The sequence below is a fragment of the Aeromonas sp. R2-1 genome, from assembly GCF_040908425.1.
Lineage (GTDB): Bacteria > Pseudomonadota > Gammaproteobacteria > Enterobacterales > Aeromonadaceae > Aeromonas > Aeromonas caviae.
Map to the genome: position 1 here is coordinate 87,877 of NZ_JBFODR010000012.1, position 17,039 is coordinate 104,915.

Sequence of the window (17,039 nt, forward strand, 5' to 3'; positions counted from 1 at the left end):
ACGAGATGGAAGGCCAAGATGTGCCGCCAAGGCCCCGCTTCTGTCTTCGAACTGATGAATATCGCCGAATGAAAATGGCCTGTGGCCGCGAATTGAGAAAGAACTATGACCAAGGTTGAACTGGCAAAACTGCGTACCGTTATCCCCGAAATGCGCCGCGTGCGTCGCATCCACTTCATCGGCATCGGTGGCGCCGGTATGGGCGGTATTGCGGAAGTGCTTGCCAATGAAGGGTATCAGGTGACCGGCTCGGATCTGGCCCGCAACGGGGTGACCGAACGCCTGGCCTCTTTGGGGGCACACATCTTTGTTGGTCACAGTGCCGAGCATGTGGACGGTGCCAGCGTGGTGGTGGTTTCCACCGCCATCAAGCAGGACAACCCCGAGCTGCTGGCTGCCCGCGAGCTGCGTATTCCCGTGGTGCGCCGCGCCGAAATGCTGGCTGAGCTGATGCGCTTCCGTCACGGCATCGCCATCGCCGGGACCCACGGCAAGACCACCACCACCAGTCTGGTGGCGAGCATCTATGCCGAGGCGGATCGCGACCCCACCTTCGTCATCGGCGGTCTGCTCAACAGCGCCGGCACCAATGCCCGCCTGGGCAGCAGCCGTTATCTGATTGCCGAGGCGGACGAGAGCGACGCCTCCTTCCTGCATCTGCAACCCATGGTCTCCATCGTGACCAATATCGAAGCGGATCACATGGACACCTATGGCGGCGATTTCTCCAGGTTGAAGGCCACCTTCATCGATTTCCTGCACAACCTGCCGTTCTACGGCCTGGCCGTAGTGTGCGTGGATGACCCCGTGATCCGCAGCATGCTGCCGGAGATCGCCCGTCCTACCCTCACCTACGGTCTGAGCGATGATGCCGATGTGCAGGTGCTGGACTTCGTGCAGACCAGCAATCGCAGCCGTTTCCGGGTGCGCCGTGCGGGGGCGGGTGAGCTGGAGGTGACCCTGAATCTGCCGGGCATCCACAACGCCCTCAACGCCGCCGCCGCCATCGCGGTGGCGACAGAAGACGGCATCGGCGACGAAGCCATCATCCAGGCACTTTCCAAGTTTGAAGGGGTGGGGCGCCGCTTCCAGCAATATGGCGAGTTTGAAACCGGCCGTGGCAAGGCCATGCTGGTGGACGATTACGGTCATCACCCGAGCGAAGTGAAGGTGACCATCAACGCCGCTCGCGCCGGCTGGCCCGAGAAGCGGCTGGTGATGGTGTTCCAGCCGCACCGCTACAGCCGGACCCGGGATCTCTACGAAGATTTCGCGGATGTGCTTTCCAAGGTGGACGTGCTGGTGATGCTGGAGGTCTATGCCGCCGGTGAGGAGCCCATTCCCGGTGCCGATGGCCGTGCCTTGTGCCGTTCCATCCGCTCCCGCGGCACCCTGGAGCCCATCTTTGTCGCAACGCCGGATGATGTGCCCGCGGTGCTGGCCGACCTGATTGGTGAGGGGGATCTGGTATTGACCCAGGGGGCGGGGAACGTCGGTGCGCTGGCCCGTCGTCTCGGCGAGATGAAATTGAGCGTGGATAGCATGAAATCCGGTGCCTGAGGGCCCAATGAGTATTTTGACCGCCAAGCCGAGGCCTATATAATGGCGAACCGGTCTGCAAGTGGCCGGCATGGCGCGTTTTACGGGGATCGATCGGGTGGAGGCAAGGGCACAAGGGCGCACCAAGGGGGGCTTCATCGCCGGGGTGGCATTTTTCATCCTGGTCATGTGGGGGCTCTACCAGACTGCGCTGGATGTTAAAGACTGGCTGACGGATGCCAGTCGGTTGCCCATGAGCGAGCTGTTGCTGCAGGGGCAACACGAATATTTGAAGGCCGATGAGTTGCGTGCTGCCGTGCTGGATGGTGCCGAACTTCGCAACTTCTTCGAGCTGGATGTGAACGAATTGCAGGCGCGTCTGAACGCTCTGCCCTGGGTGGCCCAGGTCTCGGTACGAAAGAAGTGGCCGAACAAGATCAAGGTCTATCTCACGGAACAGGATGTGGCGGCTCGCTGGAACGGCAACCGCTTCGTCAACACCAAGGGTGAGGTATTCAGTGCCCCGGACAGGGTGAAGAAGCCCCTGATGCAGTTGTCCGGGCCCGATGATCAGGCCGCCAAGGTGCTGGAAGCCAGCCATCAGTACGAAACGCTGCTGGCGGCCAAGGGATACAAGTTGCTGGGGGTGAATCTGACCCCCCGCCATGCCTGGGAACTGACCCTGGATGGCAACATTCAGCTGTTTGTGGGGCGCTCGGATATCGCGCTTCGTCTGCAGCGGTTTATCGATGCCTTTCCGGTCATCGAGCCCCGTGAGCGGGTTGCTTACGTGGATCTTCGATACGACACCGGGATGGCAGTTGGCTGGAAGAAAAGCGAAGAGAAAGTGAATGACCAACACCGCAGATAGAAATTTGATTGTCGGACTGGATATCGGCACGACCAAGGTGGCGGTACTGGTTGGCGAAGTATTGCCTGATGGCGAACTGAATGTCATCGGCATGGGCAGCCACGCTTCTCGCGGGATGGAGAAGGGCGGGGTCAATGACCTCGACTCCGTGGTCAAGTCCCTGCGCCGCGCGGTGGAAGAGGCCGAGATGATGGCAGACTGCCAGATCAGTTCCGTCTATCTGGGGCTGTCCGGCAAGCACATCGATTGCCGCAACGAGACCGGCATGGTGCCCATCTCCGACGAAGAGGTGACCCAGGAGGATGTGGACAACGTCATCCACACCGCCAAGTCGGTGCGGTTGTCTGACGAGCTGCGGGTGCTGCACGTGCTGCCCCAGGAGTTCGCCATCGACTATCAGGAAGGGATCAAGAACCCGGTCGGCCTCTCCGGCGTGCGGATGGCAGCCAAGGTGCATCTCATCACCTGCCACAACGACATGGCGCGCAACATCGAGAAGTGTGTGGAGAAGGTGGGTCTGCGGGTGGATCAGCTGATCTTCTCCGCCCTGGCCTCCAGCTACGCCGTGCTGACCGAAGACGAGAAGGAGCTGGGTGTCTGCGTGGTGGACATCGGTGGCGGCACCATGGACATGTCGCTCTTTACCGGCGGCGCCCTGCGTCACACCAAGGTGATTCCCTATGCCGGCAGCACGGTGACCAGCGACATCGCCTATGCCTTCGGCACGCCGCCGCTGGATGCGGAGGCGATCAAGGTGCGCTACGGCTGCGCCCTCGGCCGCCTGGTCAGCAAGGAAGACAATATCGAAGTGCCCAGTGTCGGCGGTCGCCCGGCGCGCAGCCTGCAACGGCAGACACTGGCGGAAGTGATTGAACCCCGTTACACAGAGTTGCTCTCCATGGTGAATGACGAGCTGGTGCGGGTGCAGAGCGAATTGAAGGCACAGGGGGTCAAGCATCAGCTGGCCGCCGGTGTGGTCTTGACCGGTGGCGCGGCCCAGATCGAAGGCATTGTGGAGTGCGCAGAGCAGATCTTCCAGAGCCAGGTCCGGGTGGGCGAGCCCATGAATATCCGGGGATTGAGTGACTACGTACAGGCACCGGTGTACTCGACTGCGGTCGGGTTGTTGCAGTACGGCCGCACCAACCAATCCACCGGCAGTAACAAGGAATATGCCGCCAAGGCAAGCGTAGGTGGGCTGGTCAAACGGGTCAGCAACTGGTTGCGTGGCGAGTTCTAAAGATTTTGCTGAGTCAGGCAAATAAAGCGGAGAGACAACATGTTTGAATTTATGGATAGCCACACTGACGAAGCCGTCATCAAGGTGATAGGTGTGGGTGGCGGCGGCGGCAACGCAGTCGAGCACATGGTTCGTCAAAACATCGAAGGTGTCGAGTTCATCACCGTGAACACCGACGCCCAGGCACTGCGCAACTCCAGTGCCAATACCACCTTGCAGATCGGCGGTGGCATCACCAAGGGTCTGGGTGCCGGGGCCAACCCGGAAGTGGGTCGTGACGCCGCCATGGAAGACAGGGAAGCGCTGCGCGAGCTGCTGACCGGTTCCGACATGGTGTTCATCGCTGCCGGCATGGGTGGTGGTACCGGTACAGGTGCTGCACCGATCGTGGCCGAAGTGGCCCGCGAGATGGGTATCCTGACCGTTGCCGTCGTGACCAAGCCGTTCTCCTTCGAAGGGAAGAAGCGGATGGGCTTCGCCGCTCACGGCATCGAAGAGCTCTCCAAGAACGTCGACTCCCTGATCACCATCCCCAACGACAAGTTGCTGAAGGTGCTGGGTCGCGGCATCTCCCTGCTGGACGCCTTCAAGGCGGCCAACGACGTGCTGCTGGGTGCAGTACAGGGCATCGCCGAGCTGATCACCCGCCCGGGCCTCATCAACGTCGACTTCGCGGACGTACGTACCGTGATGCGCGAGATGGGTACCGCCATGATGGGTACCGGCTCCGCCTCCGGTGACGACCGTGCCGAAGAAGCGGCCGAGAAGGCCATCTCCAGCCCGCTGCTGGAAGACGTGGATCTGGCCGGTGCCCGCGGCATCCTGGTCAACATCACTGCCGGCATGGACATGACCATCGAAGAGTTCGAGACCGTGGGTAACGCGGTCAAGGCCTTCGCGTCCGAGAACGCCACCGTGGTGGTGGGTACCGTAATCGACCCGGAAATGCACGACGAACTGCGCGTCACCGTAGTGGCGACCGGTATCGGTGCCGAGCGCAAGCCCGACATCACCCTGGTCAAGAACAACATGGTTCAAGAGCGTCCGGCCCGTCAGCCCCTGATCAGCGAAGCCCTGCAGTCTCGCGTGATGGAAGAGGCCCCGGCCAAGGTGGTGAACGCCGAGCCGCAAGCTCGTCGCGAACCGGATTATCTCGATATTCCTGCGTTCCTGCGCAAGCAGGCAGACTAAGCCTCTGATGGCTCTGGTTTGTTTGTTGCTTAAGGATTGTGCTAAGATGGCCCGGCAACGACCATCTGGTCAGGAATTTGAGCTGTTAAAGCGGATACGCCCATGATTAGACAAAGAACCTTGAAAACGAGTGTCCAGGCCACCGGTGTGGGCCTGCATTCGGGCCGGAAAGTCACTATGACGTTCCGTCCGGCGCCTGTTAACACAGGGATCGTTTACTTGCGTACCGATCTGAATCCTGTGGTCGCGCTGCCAGCCAACGCCGATCAGGTGCGTGATACCGTGCTTTGTACCGCTCTGGTGAACGAAGCCGGTGTTCGCGTGTCGACCATCGAACACCTGTCTGCCGCTCTGGCCGGGATGGGCATCGACAACCTCTATGTCGAGGTTGATGCTCCCGAGATCCCGGTAATGGACGGCAGTGCGCATCCGTTCATCTATCTGCTGCAGGAAGTGGGTATTCGTGAACAGAACGCACCCAAGCAGTTCGTGCGGATCAAGCAGAGCATCCGGGTTGAAGACGGCGACAAGTGGGCGGAATTCCACCCCTATCGCAACGGCTTCAAGATGGATCTCGAGATCGATTTCCAGCATCCGGTGTTTGAAGGGCGCAACCAGCGTTGCGTGCTGGACTTCTCCGGCAGCTCCTTCGTGAAAGAGATCAGCCGTGCTCGTACCTTCGGCTTCATGCGTGATATCGAGTACCTGCGTTCCCAGAACTTGGCACTGGGCGGCAGCCTGGAAAACGCCGTGGTGCTGGATGACTACCGGGTGCTGAACGAAGATGGTCTGCGCTACGAAGACGAGTTCGTGAAGCACAAGATGCTGGATGCCATCGGCGATCTGTACATGTGCAATCGCAGTATCATCGGTGAATTCCGTGCCTACAAGACGGGCCATGCCCTGAACAACAAGCTGCTGCGTGCCTTGCTGGCCCAGCAAGAGGCCTGGGAACTGGTGACCTTCGAGGGTGAGGGCGACAAAGCGCCCATCGCTTACTACGACAACGGTCTGGTTCTGGCCTGATAGCTGTGCAACAGGACGTCGGTCATCTCTCCGCACCGACGTCCTGTCATTTGTTTATTCCATCCTTTAATACCGATTATCTCCCGGTTTTATTGCCCGTGCAGGCCCTTGGCCTCACCTGACCGAGAAGACAGATTTCTATGAGCATTACCCTGATCCTCCACGGTAAGCAGCGCCGCAGGTTGCACTTACCCAAACAACGTCTGGCCTGGGTCGGCGGTATTCTCTTCACTGTATTGGCCTTGGGGGGCGGCTGGCTCTGGCAGAGCTGGCAGCAGAAAATGGAGGCGCTGGAAGTGGCGCTGACCCTGGCGCAGCAGCAAAAATCCACGCAAGGGGCCGATGAAGCCCGCGAACAGCTTGCCATGCTGGCCGCCCAGGTGGGCACCATGCAGGGACAACTTGGTCGCCTCAACGCCCTCGGCGAGCGCCTGACCGAGAAGGCGGACCTCGATCCCGAGGAGTTCAACTTCAAGGAGCTGCCCCCGATGGGCGGCCCTTCCTACGATGCAGACCTGGAAGTCAGCCTGGGTGAACTGCAAGATTCCATGGAACACCTCAGCCGTCAGCTCAGCAGCCGCGAAGAACAGCTGTCGGTACTTGAATCCTTCATCATGAACCACCATATCACCGATGCGGGTTTCATCCCCGGCTCACCGGTCAAGCAGGAGCGTGTCTGGATCTCCTCCGGTTTCGGTGGGCGGGTCGATCCGTTCAACGGTCGCGCCAAGATGCACAAAGGGGTGGATTTCCGCGGCAGGCCCGGCACCCCCATCCTGGCGACAGGCAAGGGGATTGTCAGCTGGGCGGGGCGCCATCCGGAGTTTGGCAACATGGTGGAGATTGACCATGGCAATGGTTTGGTCACCCGCTATGCCCACAATTCCAAGTTACTGGTGGATGTGGGCACCCTGGTCGATGAGGGCCAGAAGATTGCCCTGATGGGGCGAACCGGTCGTGCAACCGGAGTTCATTTGCATTACGAAGTGTTGAAAGATGGTCGTCAGGTCAACCCCGCGCGCTTTCTGAATGCCAGACGGGGTTAGGTTTTTTCTTCAGGTTCCAGTGACGGAACGCTTATATAACCAAAACAGTTGGTACCCATGATTAGCACACTGCTCACCAAGATTATCGGCAGCCGGAACGACAGAACGCTCAAGGCTTTGCGCAAAATTGTAAAACAAATCAATGCGATGGAGCCTCAGTTCGAGGCACTGTCCGATCAGGAACTGCAGGCGAAGACCGCCGAGTACCGTCAGCGTCTGGAGCAGGGCGAAACACTGGAGCAGTTGCTGCCGGAAGCGTTCGCCACCGTCCGTGAAGCCTCCCGCCGTGTGTTCGGCATGCGTCACTTCGACGTCCAGCTGATCGGCGGCATGGTGCTGAACTCCAACCGCATCGCCGAAATGAAGACAGGTGAAGGTAAAACCCTGACGGCCACGCTGCCGGCCTACCTGAACGCCCTGACCGGCCGCGGTGTGCATGTCGTGACGGTGAACGACTATCTGGCCAAGCGTGATGCGGAAGCCAACCGCCCGCTGTTCGCCTTCCTCGGCATGACGGTGGACTGCAACGTGCCCGGCATGGATGCATCCCAGAAGCGCGATGCCTACGCTGCCGACATCACCTACGGTACCAACAACGAATTCGGTTTCGACTACCTGCGCGACAACATGGCATTCTCGCCGGAGCAGCGTGTACAGCGTCCGCTCAACTACGCGCTGGTGGATGAGGTGGACTCGGTGCTCATCGATGAAGCCCGCACTCCGCTCATCATCTCCGGTCCGGCGGAAGACAGCTCCGCCATGTACACCCAGATCAACAAGTTGATCCCGCTGCTGGTCAAGCAGGACAAGGAAGACTCCGAGGAGTACACCGGCGACGGCCACTACACGGTGGACGAGAAGAACCGCCAGGCGCTGCTGACCGAAAACGGCCAGATCTTCGTGGAAGAGCTGCTCAAGAAAGAGGGACTGCTGGCCGAGGATGACTCCCTGTTCTCCGCCACCAACATCAGCCTGCTGCATCACGTCAATGCCGGCCTGCGCGCGCACACCCTGTTCGAGCGCAACGTCGACTACATCGTCCAGAAGGACGAGATCGTCATCGTCGACGAGCACACCGGCCGCACCATGCCGGGTCGTCGCTGGTCAGACGGTCTGCACCAGGCGGTCGAGGCGAAGGAAGGGGTCAAGATCCAGAACGAGAACCAGACCCTGGCCTCCATCACCTTCCAGAACTACTTCCGTCTGTACGACAAGCTGGCGGGCATGACCGGTACTGCGGATACCGAAGCCTTTGAATTCCAGCAGATCTATGGCCTGGATACCGTGGTCATCCCGACCAACAAGCCGATGGTGCGCAAGGACATGGGCGATCTCGTCTACCTGACCGCCCAGGAGAAATACGCGGCCATTGTGCAGGACATTCGCGAGTGCGTGAAGCGCGGCCAGCCCGTGCTGGTCGGTACCGTCTCCATCGAGAACTCCGAGCTGCTCTCCGGCATCCTGACCAAGGAAAATATCCCGCACAAGGTACTGAACGCCAAGTTCCATGCCATGGAAGCGGAGATTGTCGCCCAGGCCGGCCAGACCGGCGCCGTCACCATCGCCACCAACATGGCCGGTCGTGGTACCGACATCGTGCTGGGCGGCAACTGGCAGGCGGAGATCGCCCAGCTGGAAAACCCGTCAAGCGAGCAGATTGCCGAGCTGAAAGCGGCCTGGCAGGTGCGTCATGACGAAGTACTGGCGGCCGGTGGCCTGCACATCATCGGTACCGAGCGTCACGAATCCCGCCGTATCGACAACCAGCTGCGCGGCCGTTCCGGTCGTCAGGGTGATCCGGGTTCCTCCCGCTTCTACCTCTCCATGGAAGATACCCTGATGCGGATCTTCGCCTCCGACCGCGTGACCGGCATGATGAAGAAGCTGGGCATGGAAGAGGGCGAAGCCATCGAGCATCCCTGGGTGACCAAGGCCATCGAGAATGCCCAGCGCAAGGTGGAAGGTCGCAACTTCGACATCCGTAAAAACCTGCTCGAGTTTGACGACGTGGCTAACGATCAGCGCAAGGTGGTCTACGAGCAGCGCAACGAACTGCTGGACACCAACGACATCTCCGAGACTATTCACGTCATCCGTGACGACGTCTACGGCGCCATCATCGACGAGTACATCCCGCCCCAGTCCCTGGAAGAGATGTGGGACGTGCCGGGTCTGGAAGCGCGTCTGAAGTCCGATTTCGCCCTGGATCTGCCGTTGCAGCAGTGGCTGGCGGAAGACGACAAGCTGTATGAAGAGAAGCTGCGTGAACGCATCCTGGATGAAGCCACCAAGCTCTATGCCCACAAGGAAGAGCTGGTCGGCAAGGAGGTGCTGCGCAACTTCGAGAAGGCGGTGATGCTGCAAACGCTGGATGGTCTGTGGAAGGAGCACCTGGCGGCCATGGATCACCTGCGTCAGGGCATCCATCTGCGCGGCTACGCACAGAAGAACCCCAAACAGGAGTACAAGCGCGAATCCTTCGATCTGTTTACCCAGATGCTGGAGACCCTCAAGCGCGACGTGGTCAGCATCCTGAGCCGGGTACAGGTGCAGGAGCGGGATGTGGAGGCGATGGAAGAGCAGCAGCGCCAGCAGGCCGAAGCCGCTCCCCGTACCTACACCCATGCCACGGCCGAAAACCAGCTGGCTGACGAGGATACGGGTGGGGCCGAGGGCCATACCACCTTCGTGCGCGACGAGCAGAAGATCGGGCGCAACGATCCCTGCCCCTGTGGTTCGGGTAAAAAATACAAGCACTGTCACGGTCAGCTGACCTGACACCCTGCCATGATGAATACACCGCCTCCGGGCGGTGTATTCATTTTCGGACCAAGGAGGGGACGATGAGCAGATTGCCGGCGGGATGGGATGGGGAGGCACATGGGCACTGGCTGCAGGAGAGACGCCAGGAAGCGATCCGTTGTGTGCTGAGCAGGCTGAACGCAGAGACGAACAAATCCGTTCCCCTGCAACTGCAGTTTGCCTATTACCTCTTTTTGTCCGGCGATCCCGCCTCGGCGGCACAGGTGCTGACGCTGGCGTACCGGTCCGCGCCCGATAACACTGAGGTGCTGCGCAATCTCTGTGTCTGCCTCTCGCGCTCCGATCAACATGAGCGGGCCGTGACGCACCTGGTCGAACTGGTGCGGCGCGAGCCGGATGATTATCTGGTCCATGACGGGCTTTGCACTTCCCTTGCCAAGCTAGGACGCCATGAAGAAGCGGCACAAGCGGGAACCCGTGCCCTGACTCTCAAGGATGAGGCCGTCTCGCAGTCCGTCGCGGGGTGGGTGCTGCCGACAGAGGGGCCTGATGTCTGGCTCGCGGAGCAGGGGGAGAAGCAGGCAGTCATCGCCTTCTCCTTGTGGGGAGCACAGCCTCGCTATTTGCGGGGAGCGCTCGACAATGTGCTGGCCGCAGCTTACCTCTATCCCGGTTGGCGGGTGCGCTTCTATGTGGATGGCAGTGTCCCTCAGGGGTTTCTGGCCTGCCTGCAGGAACATGGCGCAGAGATAAAGGTGCAGCCCGATGGCCAATCCCAGCGTCAGCGCCTCTGCTGGCGCTTCCTGGTCGCCAATGATCCCGGAGTGGGGCGCTTCCTTGTGCGCGATGCGGACTCCGTGCTGAATCTGCGGGAGCGGCTGGCGGTCGATGACTGGCTTGCATCGGGGCGCTGGTTCCATATCATGCGTGACTGGTGGAGCCACACCGATCTGGTGCTGGCCGGCATGTGGGGCGGTGTGGCCGGTGTGCTGCCTCCCCTTGCGCCGCTGATGGCGAGCTATCAGCCCAGTACCATGGAAACACCGAACATCGACCAGTGGTTCTTGCGAGACTGTTTATGGCGCTATCTGCGCCAGAGCGCGCGGGTACACGATCGTTGTTTCACTCCGCCCGGTGCGGTGCCCTGGCCGCAGGTTGCGCCGCCGGGCAATGAGCATGTCGGGCAGGATCTCTTCAGGGCCCGGGGGGATCAGCAGGCCATTCGGCTTGCCCCCTGGATCGCCCGTTTGCCGTGTTTACGCTGAGGACAATGATGGAACAGAAGAAACGGATCTGGGTGGCGGTGGGCGTCATCGAGAACGAACGGGGCGATATCTTCATCGCCAAACGCTCAGCCGATCGCCATCAGGGGGATCGCTGGGAGTTTCCCGGTGGCAAGGTGGAGTCGGGGGAGGATCTGCTCACCGCGCTGGACAGGGAATTGTGGGAAGAGATCGGGATCCGGGTGCAGGATTGTGCCCCCTTCATGGAGCTGCACCACGACTACCCCGACAAGCAGGTCTTGCTGGATATCTGGAAGGTGACCCGCTTCCACGGCGAGCCCTTTGGCAAGGAGGGGCAGGAGTGTCGCTGGGTGCCACTGGCCTCGCTGCACGAATACCGCTTCCCGGATGCCAACGGCCCCATCGTCGCGCGGTTGCAGGCCTCGCTTGCCTGAAAGGGAATCGATACCAACGAAAAAGGGCCTGAGGGCCCTTTTTTGATCGTGAAGTGTTTATTGCCAGGGATCGCCCTGTTCCGGGTCGGGCAGCAGATCCGGGTTGATCTCGCCCGGGATGCGCTTCTGTTCATCCGCCCACTCGCCGAGGTCGATCAGCTGGCAGCGCTTGCTGCAGAAGGGGCGAAACGGGCTCTGCGGGCCCCATTCGATCTCGCTCTGACAGGTCGGGCACTTTACCTTGGTCACCATGGGGCGCTCCTCAACAACAGGCGAGCTGGAAGGAGACGTCGCCTATCTGCTGTTCCGTCGTCGGCAGGAAGCGCAGGGCGAAGCGGTTCTTGTGGCCGCTCAGGGTCGGATAGCAAGGCTGGGTGCCCGCCAGACGGATGCGGATCAGTTCAGCCCCTTCGGCGGTATCCTGGAAGAAGCCGTTGGTGGCCACCTGGTCGCTGAAGTTGCCCGACTCGCGCCACAGGCGCAGCAACAGGGAGATGGCGTTCATCAGCAGGGTGATGTCACTCAGCCATTGCTGCATCTGCTGGTGGCGGGTGACGGCCGGGGTCGCCAGCCAGTGGTGCAGTTGCGGCACATCGAAGGCGCACAGACCACCCGGAATGGAGAAGCGCTGACGAATGGAGCCGAGCAGGCGATCCTCTTTCAGACGGGCGCCGGGGCGCGGGGAGTTCAGCAGGTTGCGGGAGAGCTGGGTACTCTCCTGCTGCATCCGCTGGATCTGCTCGAGATCGACGTCAGGCAGACTGGCCCAGTGGCTCAGGCGTTGGCCGAGGCGCTCCAGATCCTTGATGAGATCGGCACGCAGGTCACCACGCTCCAGCAACTCCTGCAAATCGAACAACCCCTTGAAGAAGGCGATATGTGCCCAGGACTGGTCACTCTCCAGATTGTCGCGGATCTGGGAAAACAGGGACTCCAGACGAAGATAGGTCCGGCTTTTTTCATTGAGGGGAAAATCGTAAATCATGCCTAATCCTGGCCAGCCATAAACCGGCCTAGTGTACTCACAGTTGGTGGGCTTGTTGAGAGGCAAATGCCAGATATGTCTGGTGCAGGGCGAAAATTCGCTGCCCGATGGTCTCACTCGTACCACTCTGGTTGTCCAGGACGTCGTCGGCCATCGCCAGGCGCTCGTTGCGGCTCGCCTGGGACGCCAGTATCGCCTGGGCTTGTTCCCGAGTGACGCCATCGCGGCGGCAGGTACGCTCGATTTGCGTCGCTTCGTCCACATCGATCACCAGTACCCGATCGGCGAGGGAAGTGAGCCTGTTTTCCACCAGCAAGGGGACGACCAGCAGGCAGTAGGGGGAGCGGGTTGCCGCACACTGGCGCAGCATCTCGGTGCGGATGAGGGGATGGAGCAGGGCATTGAGCCACTCCTTGGCCTGCGAATCGGTGAAGATCCGCTCTCGCAGCCGGCGGCGATCGAGCTGGCCATCGGGGGCAACGACATCCGGGCCAAAATGGGCGGCGATGGCAGCCAGAGCAGGGGTGCCGGGCTCTACTACCTCGCGGGCGATGATGTCCGCATCCACCACCTCGATGCCCAGCTCGGCAAAGCGGTTGGCAACCGTGGTCTTGCCGCTGCCGATTCCCCCAGTGATTGCGACTACATACATGGGTCAGAGATCCTTTTGCTAGAGCACGACATCAAGATACCAGCGGGTGATGCTATCGCCCCACAGCAGCGTTATCCAGCCCGCGATGGCGAGATAGGGGCCAAAGGGAATGGGTTTGCCCTGGTGGTGGTTGCGCAGCAGGATGAGACCGATGCCGATGATGGCGCCTGCCAGCGAAGAGAGCAGCAGCACGATGGGCAAGGCTTGCCAGCCGAGCCAGGCGCCCAGTGCCGCCAGCAGTTTGAAGTCGCCATAGCCCATCCCTTCCTTGCCGGTCAGCAGCTTGAAGGCCCAGTAGAGGCTCCAGAGCACCAGATAGCCCGCCATGGCGCCGACCACCGCATCGGCCAGGGGCACGAAACCGCCCACCAGATTGAACAGCAGGCCACCCCAGAGCAGGGGCAGGGTGAGCTGATCCGGCAAGAGCATCTTGTCCAGGTCGATGAAGGTCAGTGCGACCAATGTCCAGGTGAGCAACAAAGCGGCAAGGGTGCCCCAGCCGGGGGCAAGCGCGGCTGCTACCGAGACCGACAGCAGGGCGGTGAGCAGCTCGACCAGGGGATAGCGAGCCGAAATGGGGGCGTGGCAGTTGCGGCAGCGCCCCCTGAGCCATAGCCAGCTCAGCAGGGGAATGTTCTCCAGCGCCCCTATGGGGTGGTCGCAGTGGGGGCAGCGGGAGCGAGGTACCATGAGGTTGTATCGTCCGGTTGCAGGAGGAGTCTCTTCACCGTCACCGAAATAGTCGCTGTATTCGGCATGCCAGGCCCGCTCCATCATGATGGGCAGGCGATGGATCACCACGTTCAGGAAGCTGCCCACCATCAGGGAGAAAAGGAAAATCAAGGAGAGATAGAGCCAGGGCAAGCCCTGGGCCAGTTCGATCAAAGGCACCATAGATCAATCGCTTGTGTCGGGAACGGGGATGACAGATGGCCGGGGGAAATGCACCGCCCGGCCCTCTGTCGAGGGGGTCAGTGTATCACAGAGCCCAGCTTGAAAATGGGGAGGTACATGGCTACTACCATGCCGCCGACCAGCACCCCGAGCACCACCATGATGATGGGTTCGAGCAGGCTGGTGAGGCCGTCGACCATGTCGTCCACCTCCTGTTCGAAAATGGCGGCGACCTTGGAGAGCATGTCGTCGATGGCGCCGGATTCCTCACCGATCATCACCATCTGGGTCACCATGTCGGGGAAAAGATCCACGGTGCGCATGGCGACGTTGATCTGCATGCCGGCCACCACCTCGTTGCGAATGGCCATGGTCGCAGTGCGATAGACATAGTTGCCCGATGCTCCGGCCGCCGAGACCAGGGCATCCACCAGTGGGATACCGGCGGAGAAGGTGGTGGAGAGGGTGCGTGCAAAACGGGCCATGGCCGCCTTGTGCAGTATGTTGCCCACCACGGGAATGGTGAGGATGAACTTGTCCGTGTTGTCCCTGACCTTCTGGGATTTTCGCCAGGCCCGCACATAGAGGAAGACGGCGAGAGCAGCGCCGCCAAAGATGGCGTACCACCACTCCTGCATAAAGCGGGAGATGGCGATGACGAACCGGGTGAAGGCGGGCAGCTCGGCACCGAAGCTCTTGAAGATATCCTCGAACTGGGGAATGACGAAGAGCAGCAGGATGGAGGTGACGACGATGGCTACCAGAATGACCATGGACGGATAGAACATGGCCTTCTTGATCTTGGATTTGAGGGCTTCGTTCTTCTCGCGGTAGATGGCGATACGGTCGTAGATGGTCTCCAGGGCACCGGATTGCTCCCCGGCCTCGACCAGATCGCAATAGAGGTCGTCGAAGTGGCGGGGATGGCGGCGCAACGCCTCCGAGAGCGGGGTGCCCGTTTCCACATCGGCGGCGATCTGGCCGATGAGCTCGCGCACCGCCGCTTTCTCGTGGCCGCGGGCAATGATCTGAAGACTCTGCACCAGAGGCACGCCGGCGGAAAGCATGGTAGTGATCTGGCGGGAGATGACGGCGATGTCCATCGGCTTGATCTTGGCGCCGCCCTTGGAGAAGAGCCCCTGGCTCTGCTTGTTGACCCTGGTGACGTTGACGCCCTGCTTGCGCAGCTCGGCCTTGACGGTGGTGATACTGTCGGCTTGCAGCTCGCCTGAGACCTTCTGTCCCTTGCGGTTGACGCCGTGCCAGCGGTAGGAGAAGACTTTTTTCGGTGCGTTGCGTTTTTGAGCTAATGTGGCCATCACTGCATCCTGCAATTGGGCGACGGTGGCCGGATGCTGCTGCCTGTCCGGCTCATCTTGGCTTGAAGAAGGTCATCGGGGTGATGGCAGCGGCTTCACCCGGCGAGATGACTCGGGCACTGCGAACTCAGTTGGTGGTGATCCTGTTGATTTCGGCCAGACTGGTGACGCCAAGACGCGCTTTCTCGAGGCCGGATGTACGCAGGGTGCGCATCCCTTCCTTCTGGGCTATCGCGGCAATCTGCAGCGAGTTGGCTCCCTGCATGATGAGCTTGGCGATGTTGTCGGACATCAGCATGATCTCATAGATGCCGACCCGGCCTCTGTAGCCTCCCGAGCACTCCTTGCATCCCACGGGCTTGAACAGCCGCAAACCAGCGGCCAGTTGCTGCTGGGTGAAGCCCAGCTCCAGCAACTCGGCTTCCGGCACCACTTCCGGCGCCTTGCAGTGATCGCAGAGTTTGCGGGCAAGGCGCTGGGCCATGATGAGGGTGACCGAAGAGGCGATGTTGAAGGCCGGCACCCCCATGTTCATCATCCGGGTAAGCGTTTCTGCCGCCGAGTTGGTGTGCAGGGTGGAGAGCACCAGGTGACCGGTCTGGGCGGCCTTGATGGCGATCTCGGCGGTTTCCAGATCCCGTATCTCCCCCACCATGACGATGTCGGGATCCTGGCGCAGGAAGGAGCGCAGGGCGCTGGCGAAGGTGAGCCCCGCCTTGGGATTGATCTGCACCTGGTTGACGCCGGGCAGGTTTATCTCGACCGGATCTTCGGCGGTGGAGATATTGACCTCGCTGGTGTTGAGGATGTTGAGGCCGGTATAGAGTGAGACCGTCTTGCCTGACCCCGTAGGGCCGGTGACCAGGATCATGCCCTGAGGTTTGGAGAGGGCGTGCAGGTATTGCGTCTTCTGCCGGTCGTCAAAGCCGAGTTGATCGATATTGAGCCGGGCGGCCGAGGAGTCCAGCAGCCGGATCACGATCTTTTCGCCCCACATGGTGGGCAGGGTGTTGACCCGCATGTCCATGGATCTGTTGCGCGAAATCTTGAGCTTGATGCGGCCATCCTGGGGCAGGCGCCGTTCGGCAATGTCGAGCCGCGCCATCACCTTGAGGCGCGCCGCGAAGCGGTTGGCCAGGTTGACCGGCGGCGTGGCGACTTCGTGCAGTATGCCGTCTACCCGAAAGCGGATCCGGTACTTGGTCTCGTAGGGTTCGAAATGTAGGTCGGAGGCCCCGCGCTTGATGGCATCCATCATGATCTTGTGGATGTATTTGACGATGGGGGCGTCATCGTCCGCGGTGTTGACGCTCTCGTCGAGGCGGGAACTCTCGTCGGAGACCTCGAGTTCGGAGATCTCGGCCTCGTCGATATGATCCATGCCCAGGCTATCCTGCTCGCTCTCCATCAGCTTGCCGATGGCGGCGGTCAGCTTGCTCTCTTCGACCAGCAGGGCTTCCGTGTGCAGGCCAAAACTGAAGCCAAAATCCTCCAGAGCCGACACATTGGTCGGATCGGACATGGCGATATAGAGAGTATGCCCCTGGGTGTAGATGGGCAGGACATGGTGCTTTTCAATCAGCTTTTGATTGAGGTATTTCTGCGGGATCTCGGCGAGATCGAAGGCCGCCAGATCCAGTAGAGGTACCCCATATTCCAGCTCGCAGAAATCGGCGAGGGCTTTGCTGTCGAGGATGTCGTTTTCAATCAGGAAGGTGACAAAGGGCTTGCGCTGCGCCTTGGCCTGGCTCAGATAGCGCTGTGAGTCCGGCTCACTGAGGAGGGAAGAAGCGGCCAGGCTGGTGGCCAGGCCGCTATTGAGGCTAGAGGTCATG

The 17,039-nt window shown here is 60.8% G+C and carries 15 protein-coding genes; 9 read left to right on the plus strand and 6 right to left on the minus strand.

Going from position 1 to position 17,039, the window contains the following annotated elements; genetic code table 11:
* Positions 1–105 precede the first annotated feature (105 nt).
* From murC to mutT, 9 genes are all read left to right on the plus strand, one after another.
* Positions 106–1,560, plus strand: a complete 1,455-nt coding sequence (gene murC, locus AB5Y80_RS02880; RefSeq protein WP_104452198.1) for a UDP-N-acetylmuramate--L-alanine ligase — start codon at positions 106–108, stop codon at positions 1,558–1,560.
* A 97-nt stretch (positions 1,561–1,657) separates the two neighbouring features.
* Positions 1,658–2,410, plus strand: a complete 753-nt coding sequence (locus AB5Y80_RS02885; RefSeq protein WP_029314839.1) for a cell division protein FtsQ/DivIB — start codon at positions 1,658–1,660, stop codon at positions 2,408–2,410.
* Positions 2,391–3,650 (plus strand): cell division protein FtsA, encoded by a 1,260-nt coding sequence (gene ftsA / locus AB5Y80_RS02890; RefSeq protein ID WP_010675832.1) that lies wholly within the window; start codon positions 2,391–2,393, stop codon positions 3,648–3,650. The genes AB5Y80_RS02885 and ftsA overlap by 20 nt, the downstream gene beginning before the upstream one ends.
* A 39-nt stretch (positions 3,651–3,689) precedes the next feature.
* The gene (ftsZ, locus tag AB5Y80_RS02895) at positions 3,690–4,841 is read left to right on the plus strand and encodes a cell division protein FtsZ (protein ID WP_005305686.1); all 1,152 of its coding nucleotides are present in this window, start codon (positions 3,690–3,692) and stop codon (positions 4,839–4,841) included.
* A 102-nt stretch (positions 4,842–4,943) separates the two neighbouring features.
* Entirely contained in the window at positions 4,944–5,867 is a 924-nt protein-coding gene (gene lpxC, locus AB5Y80_RS02900) for a UDP-3-O-acyl-N-acetylglucosamine deacetylase (RefSeq protein WP_010675831.1), read from the plus strand.
* A 140-nt stretch (positions 5,868–6,007) separates the two neighbouring features.
* On the plus strand, positions 6,008–6,913 hold the full coding sequence (locus tag AB5Y80_RS02905) for a M23 family metallopeptidase (protein WP_039040495.1): 906 nt from the start codon (positions 6,008–6,010) through the stop codon (positions 6,911–6,913).
* Between the two features lie 57 nt (positions 6,914–6,970).
* Positions 6,971–9,691 (plus strand): preprotein translocase subunit SecA, encoded by a 2,721-nt coding sequence (gene secA, locus AB5Y80_RS02910; protein WP_041211791.1) that lies wholly within the window; start codon positions 6,971–6,973, stop codon positions 9,689–9,691.
* Positions 9,692–9,756: 65 nt separating this feature from the next.
* Complete coding sequence (locus AB5Y80_RS02915) at positions 9,757–10,941, plus strand: tetratricopeptide repeat protein (RefSeq protein WP_368172501.1); 1,185 nt, start codon at positions 9,757–9,759, stop codon at positions 10,939–10,941.
* Positions 10,942–10,949: 8 nt separating this feature from the next.
* The gene (gene mutT / locus AB5Y80_RS02920; protein WP_171864957.1) at positions 10,950–11,354 is read left to right on the plus strand and encodes an 8-oxo-dGTP diphosphatase MutT; all 405 of its coding nucleotides are present in this window, start codon (positions 10,950–10,952) and stop codon (positions 11,352–11,354) included.
* A gap of 57 nt (positions 11,355–11,411) precedes the next feature.
* Here the strand turns inward: mutT and yacG are convergent, their stop codons facing one another.
* From yacG to tapB, 6 genes are all read right to left on the minus strand, one after another.
* Complete coding sequence (gene yacG, locus AB5Y80_RS02925) at positions 11,412–11,606, minus strand: DNA gyrase inhibitor YacG (protein ID WP_039040499.1); 195 nt, start codon at positions 11,604–11,606, stop codon at positions 11,412–11,414.
* A gap of 10 nt (positions 11,607–11,616) precedes the next feature.
* Positions 11,617–12,339, minus strand: coding sequence for a cell division protein ZapD (gene zapD / locus AB5Y80_RS02930; RefSeq protein ID WP_010675825.1), 723 nt, complete (start codon positions 12,337–12,339; stop codon positions 11,617–11,619).
* 37 nt (positions 12,340–12,376) lie between these two features.
* Positions 12,377–12,991, minus strand: coding sequence for a dephospho-CoA kinase (coaE, locus tag AB5Y80_RS02935; protein ID WP_368172502.1), 615 nt, complete (start codon positions 12,989–12,991; stop codon positions 12,377–12,379).
* An 18-nt stretch (positions 12,992–13,009) separates the two neighbouring features.
* Positions 13,010–13,885: an A24 family peptidase gene (locus tag AB5Y80_RS02940; protein ID WP_368172503.1), complete on the minus strand. Its 876-nt coding sequence runs from the start codon at positions 13,883–13,885 to the stop codon at positions 13,010–13,012.
* Between the two features lie 77 nt (positions 13,886–13,962).
* A complete protein-coding gene (locus AB5Y80_RS02945) occupies positions 13,963–15,204 on the minus strand; it encodes a type II secretion system F family protein (protein ID WP_319905426.1) in 1,242 nt (413 codons plus the stop codon).
* Positions 15,205–15,331: 127 nt separating this feature from the next.
* Positions 15,332–17,038, minus strand: a complete 1,707-nt coding sequence (tapB, locus tag AB5Y80_RS02950) for a PilB family type IVa pilus assembly ATPase TapB (RefSeq protein ID WP_319905427.1) — start codon at positions 17,036–17,038, stop codon at positions 15,332–15,334.
* Between the last annotated feature and the right edge of the window lies 1 nt (position 17,039).

Excerpts from the sequence above, each read along its gene's own strand:
- murC (WP_104452198.1), top strand. The coding sequence starts at position 106 with ATGACCAAGGTTGAACTGGCAAAACTGCGTACCGTTATCCCCGAAATG.
- ftsA (WP_010675832.1), top strand. The coding sequence starts at position 2,391 with ATGACCAACACCGCAGATAGAAATTTGATTGTCGGACTGGATATCGGC.
- ftsZ (WP_005305686.1), top strand. The coding sequence starts at position 3,690 with ATGTTTGAATTTATGGATAGCCACACTGACGAAGCCGTCATCAAGGTG.
- lpxC (WP_010675831.1), top strand. The coding sequence starts at position 4,944 with ATGATTAGACAAAGAACCTTGAAAACGAGTGTCCAGGCCACCGGTGTG.
- AB5Y80_RS02905 (WP_039040495.1), top strand. The coding sequence starts at position 6,008 with ATGAGCATTACCCTGATCCTCCACGGTAAGCAGCGCCGCAGGTTGCAC.
- secA (WP_041211791.1), top strand. The coding sequence starts at position 6,971 with ATGATTAGCACACTGCTCACCAAGATTATCGGCAGCCGGAACGACAGA.
- AB5Y80_RS02915 (WP_368172501.1), top strand. The coding sequence starts at position 9,757 with ATGAGCAGATTGCCGGCGGGATGGGATGGGGAGGCACATGGGCACTGG.
- mutT (WP_171864957.1), top strand. The coding sequence starts at position 10,950 with ATGGAACAGAAGAAACGGATCTGGGTGGCGGTGGGCGTCATCGAGAAC.
- yacG (WP_039040499.1), bottom strand. The coding sequence starts at position 11,606 with ATGGTGACCAAGGTAAAGTGCCCGACCTGTCAGAGCGAGATCGAATGG.
- zapD (WP_010675825.1), bottom strand. The coding sequence starts at position 12,339 with ATGATTTACGATTTTCCCCTCAATGAAAAAAGCCGGACCTATCTTCGT.
- coaE (WP_368172502.1), bottom strand. The coding sequence starts at position 12,991 with ATGTATGTAGTCGCAATCACTGGGGGAATCGGCAGCGGCAAGACCACG.
- AB5Y80_RS02940 (WP_368172503.1), bottom strand. The coding sequence starts at position 13,885 with ATGGTGCCTTTGATCGAACTGGCCCAGGGCTTGCCCTGGCTCTATCTC.
- AB5Y80_RS02945 (WP_319905426.1), bottom strand. The coding sequence starts at position 15,204 with ATGGCCACATTAGCTCAAAAACGCAACGCACCGAAAAAAGTCTTCTCC.
- tapB (WP_319905427.1), bottom strand. The coding sequence starts at position 17,038 with ATGACCTCTAGCCTCAATAGCGGCCTGGCCACCAGCCTGGCCGCTTCT.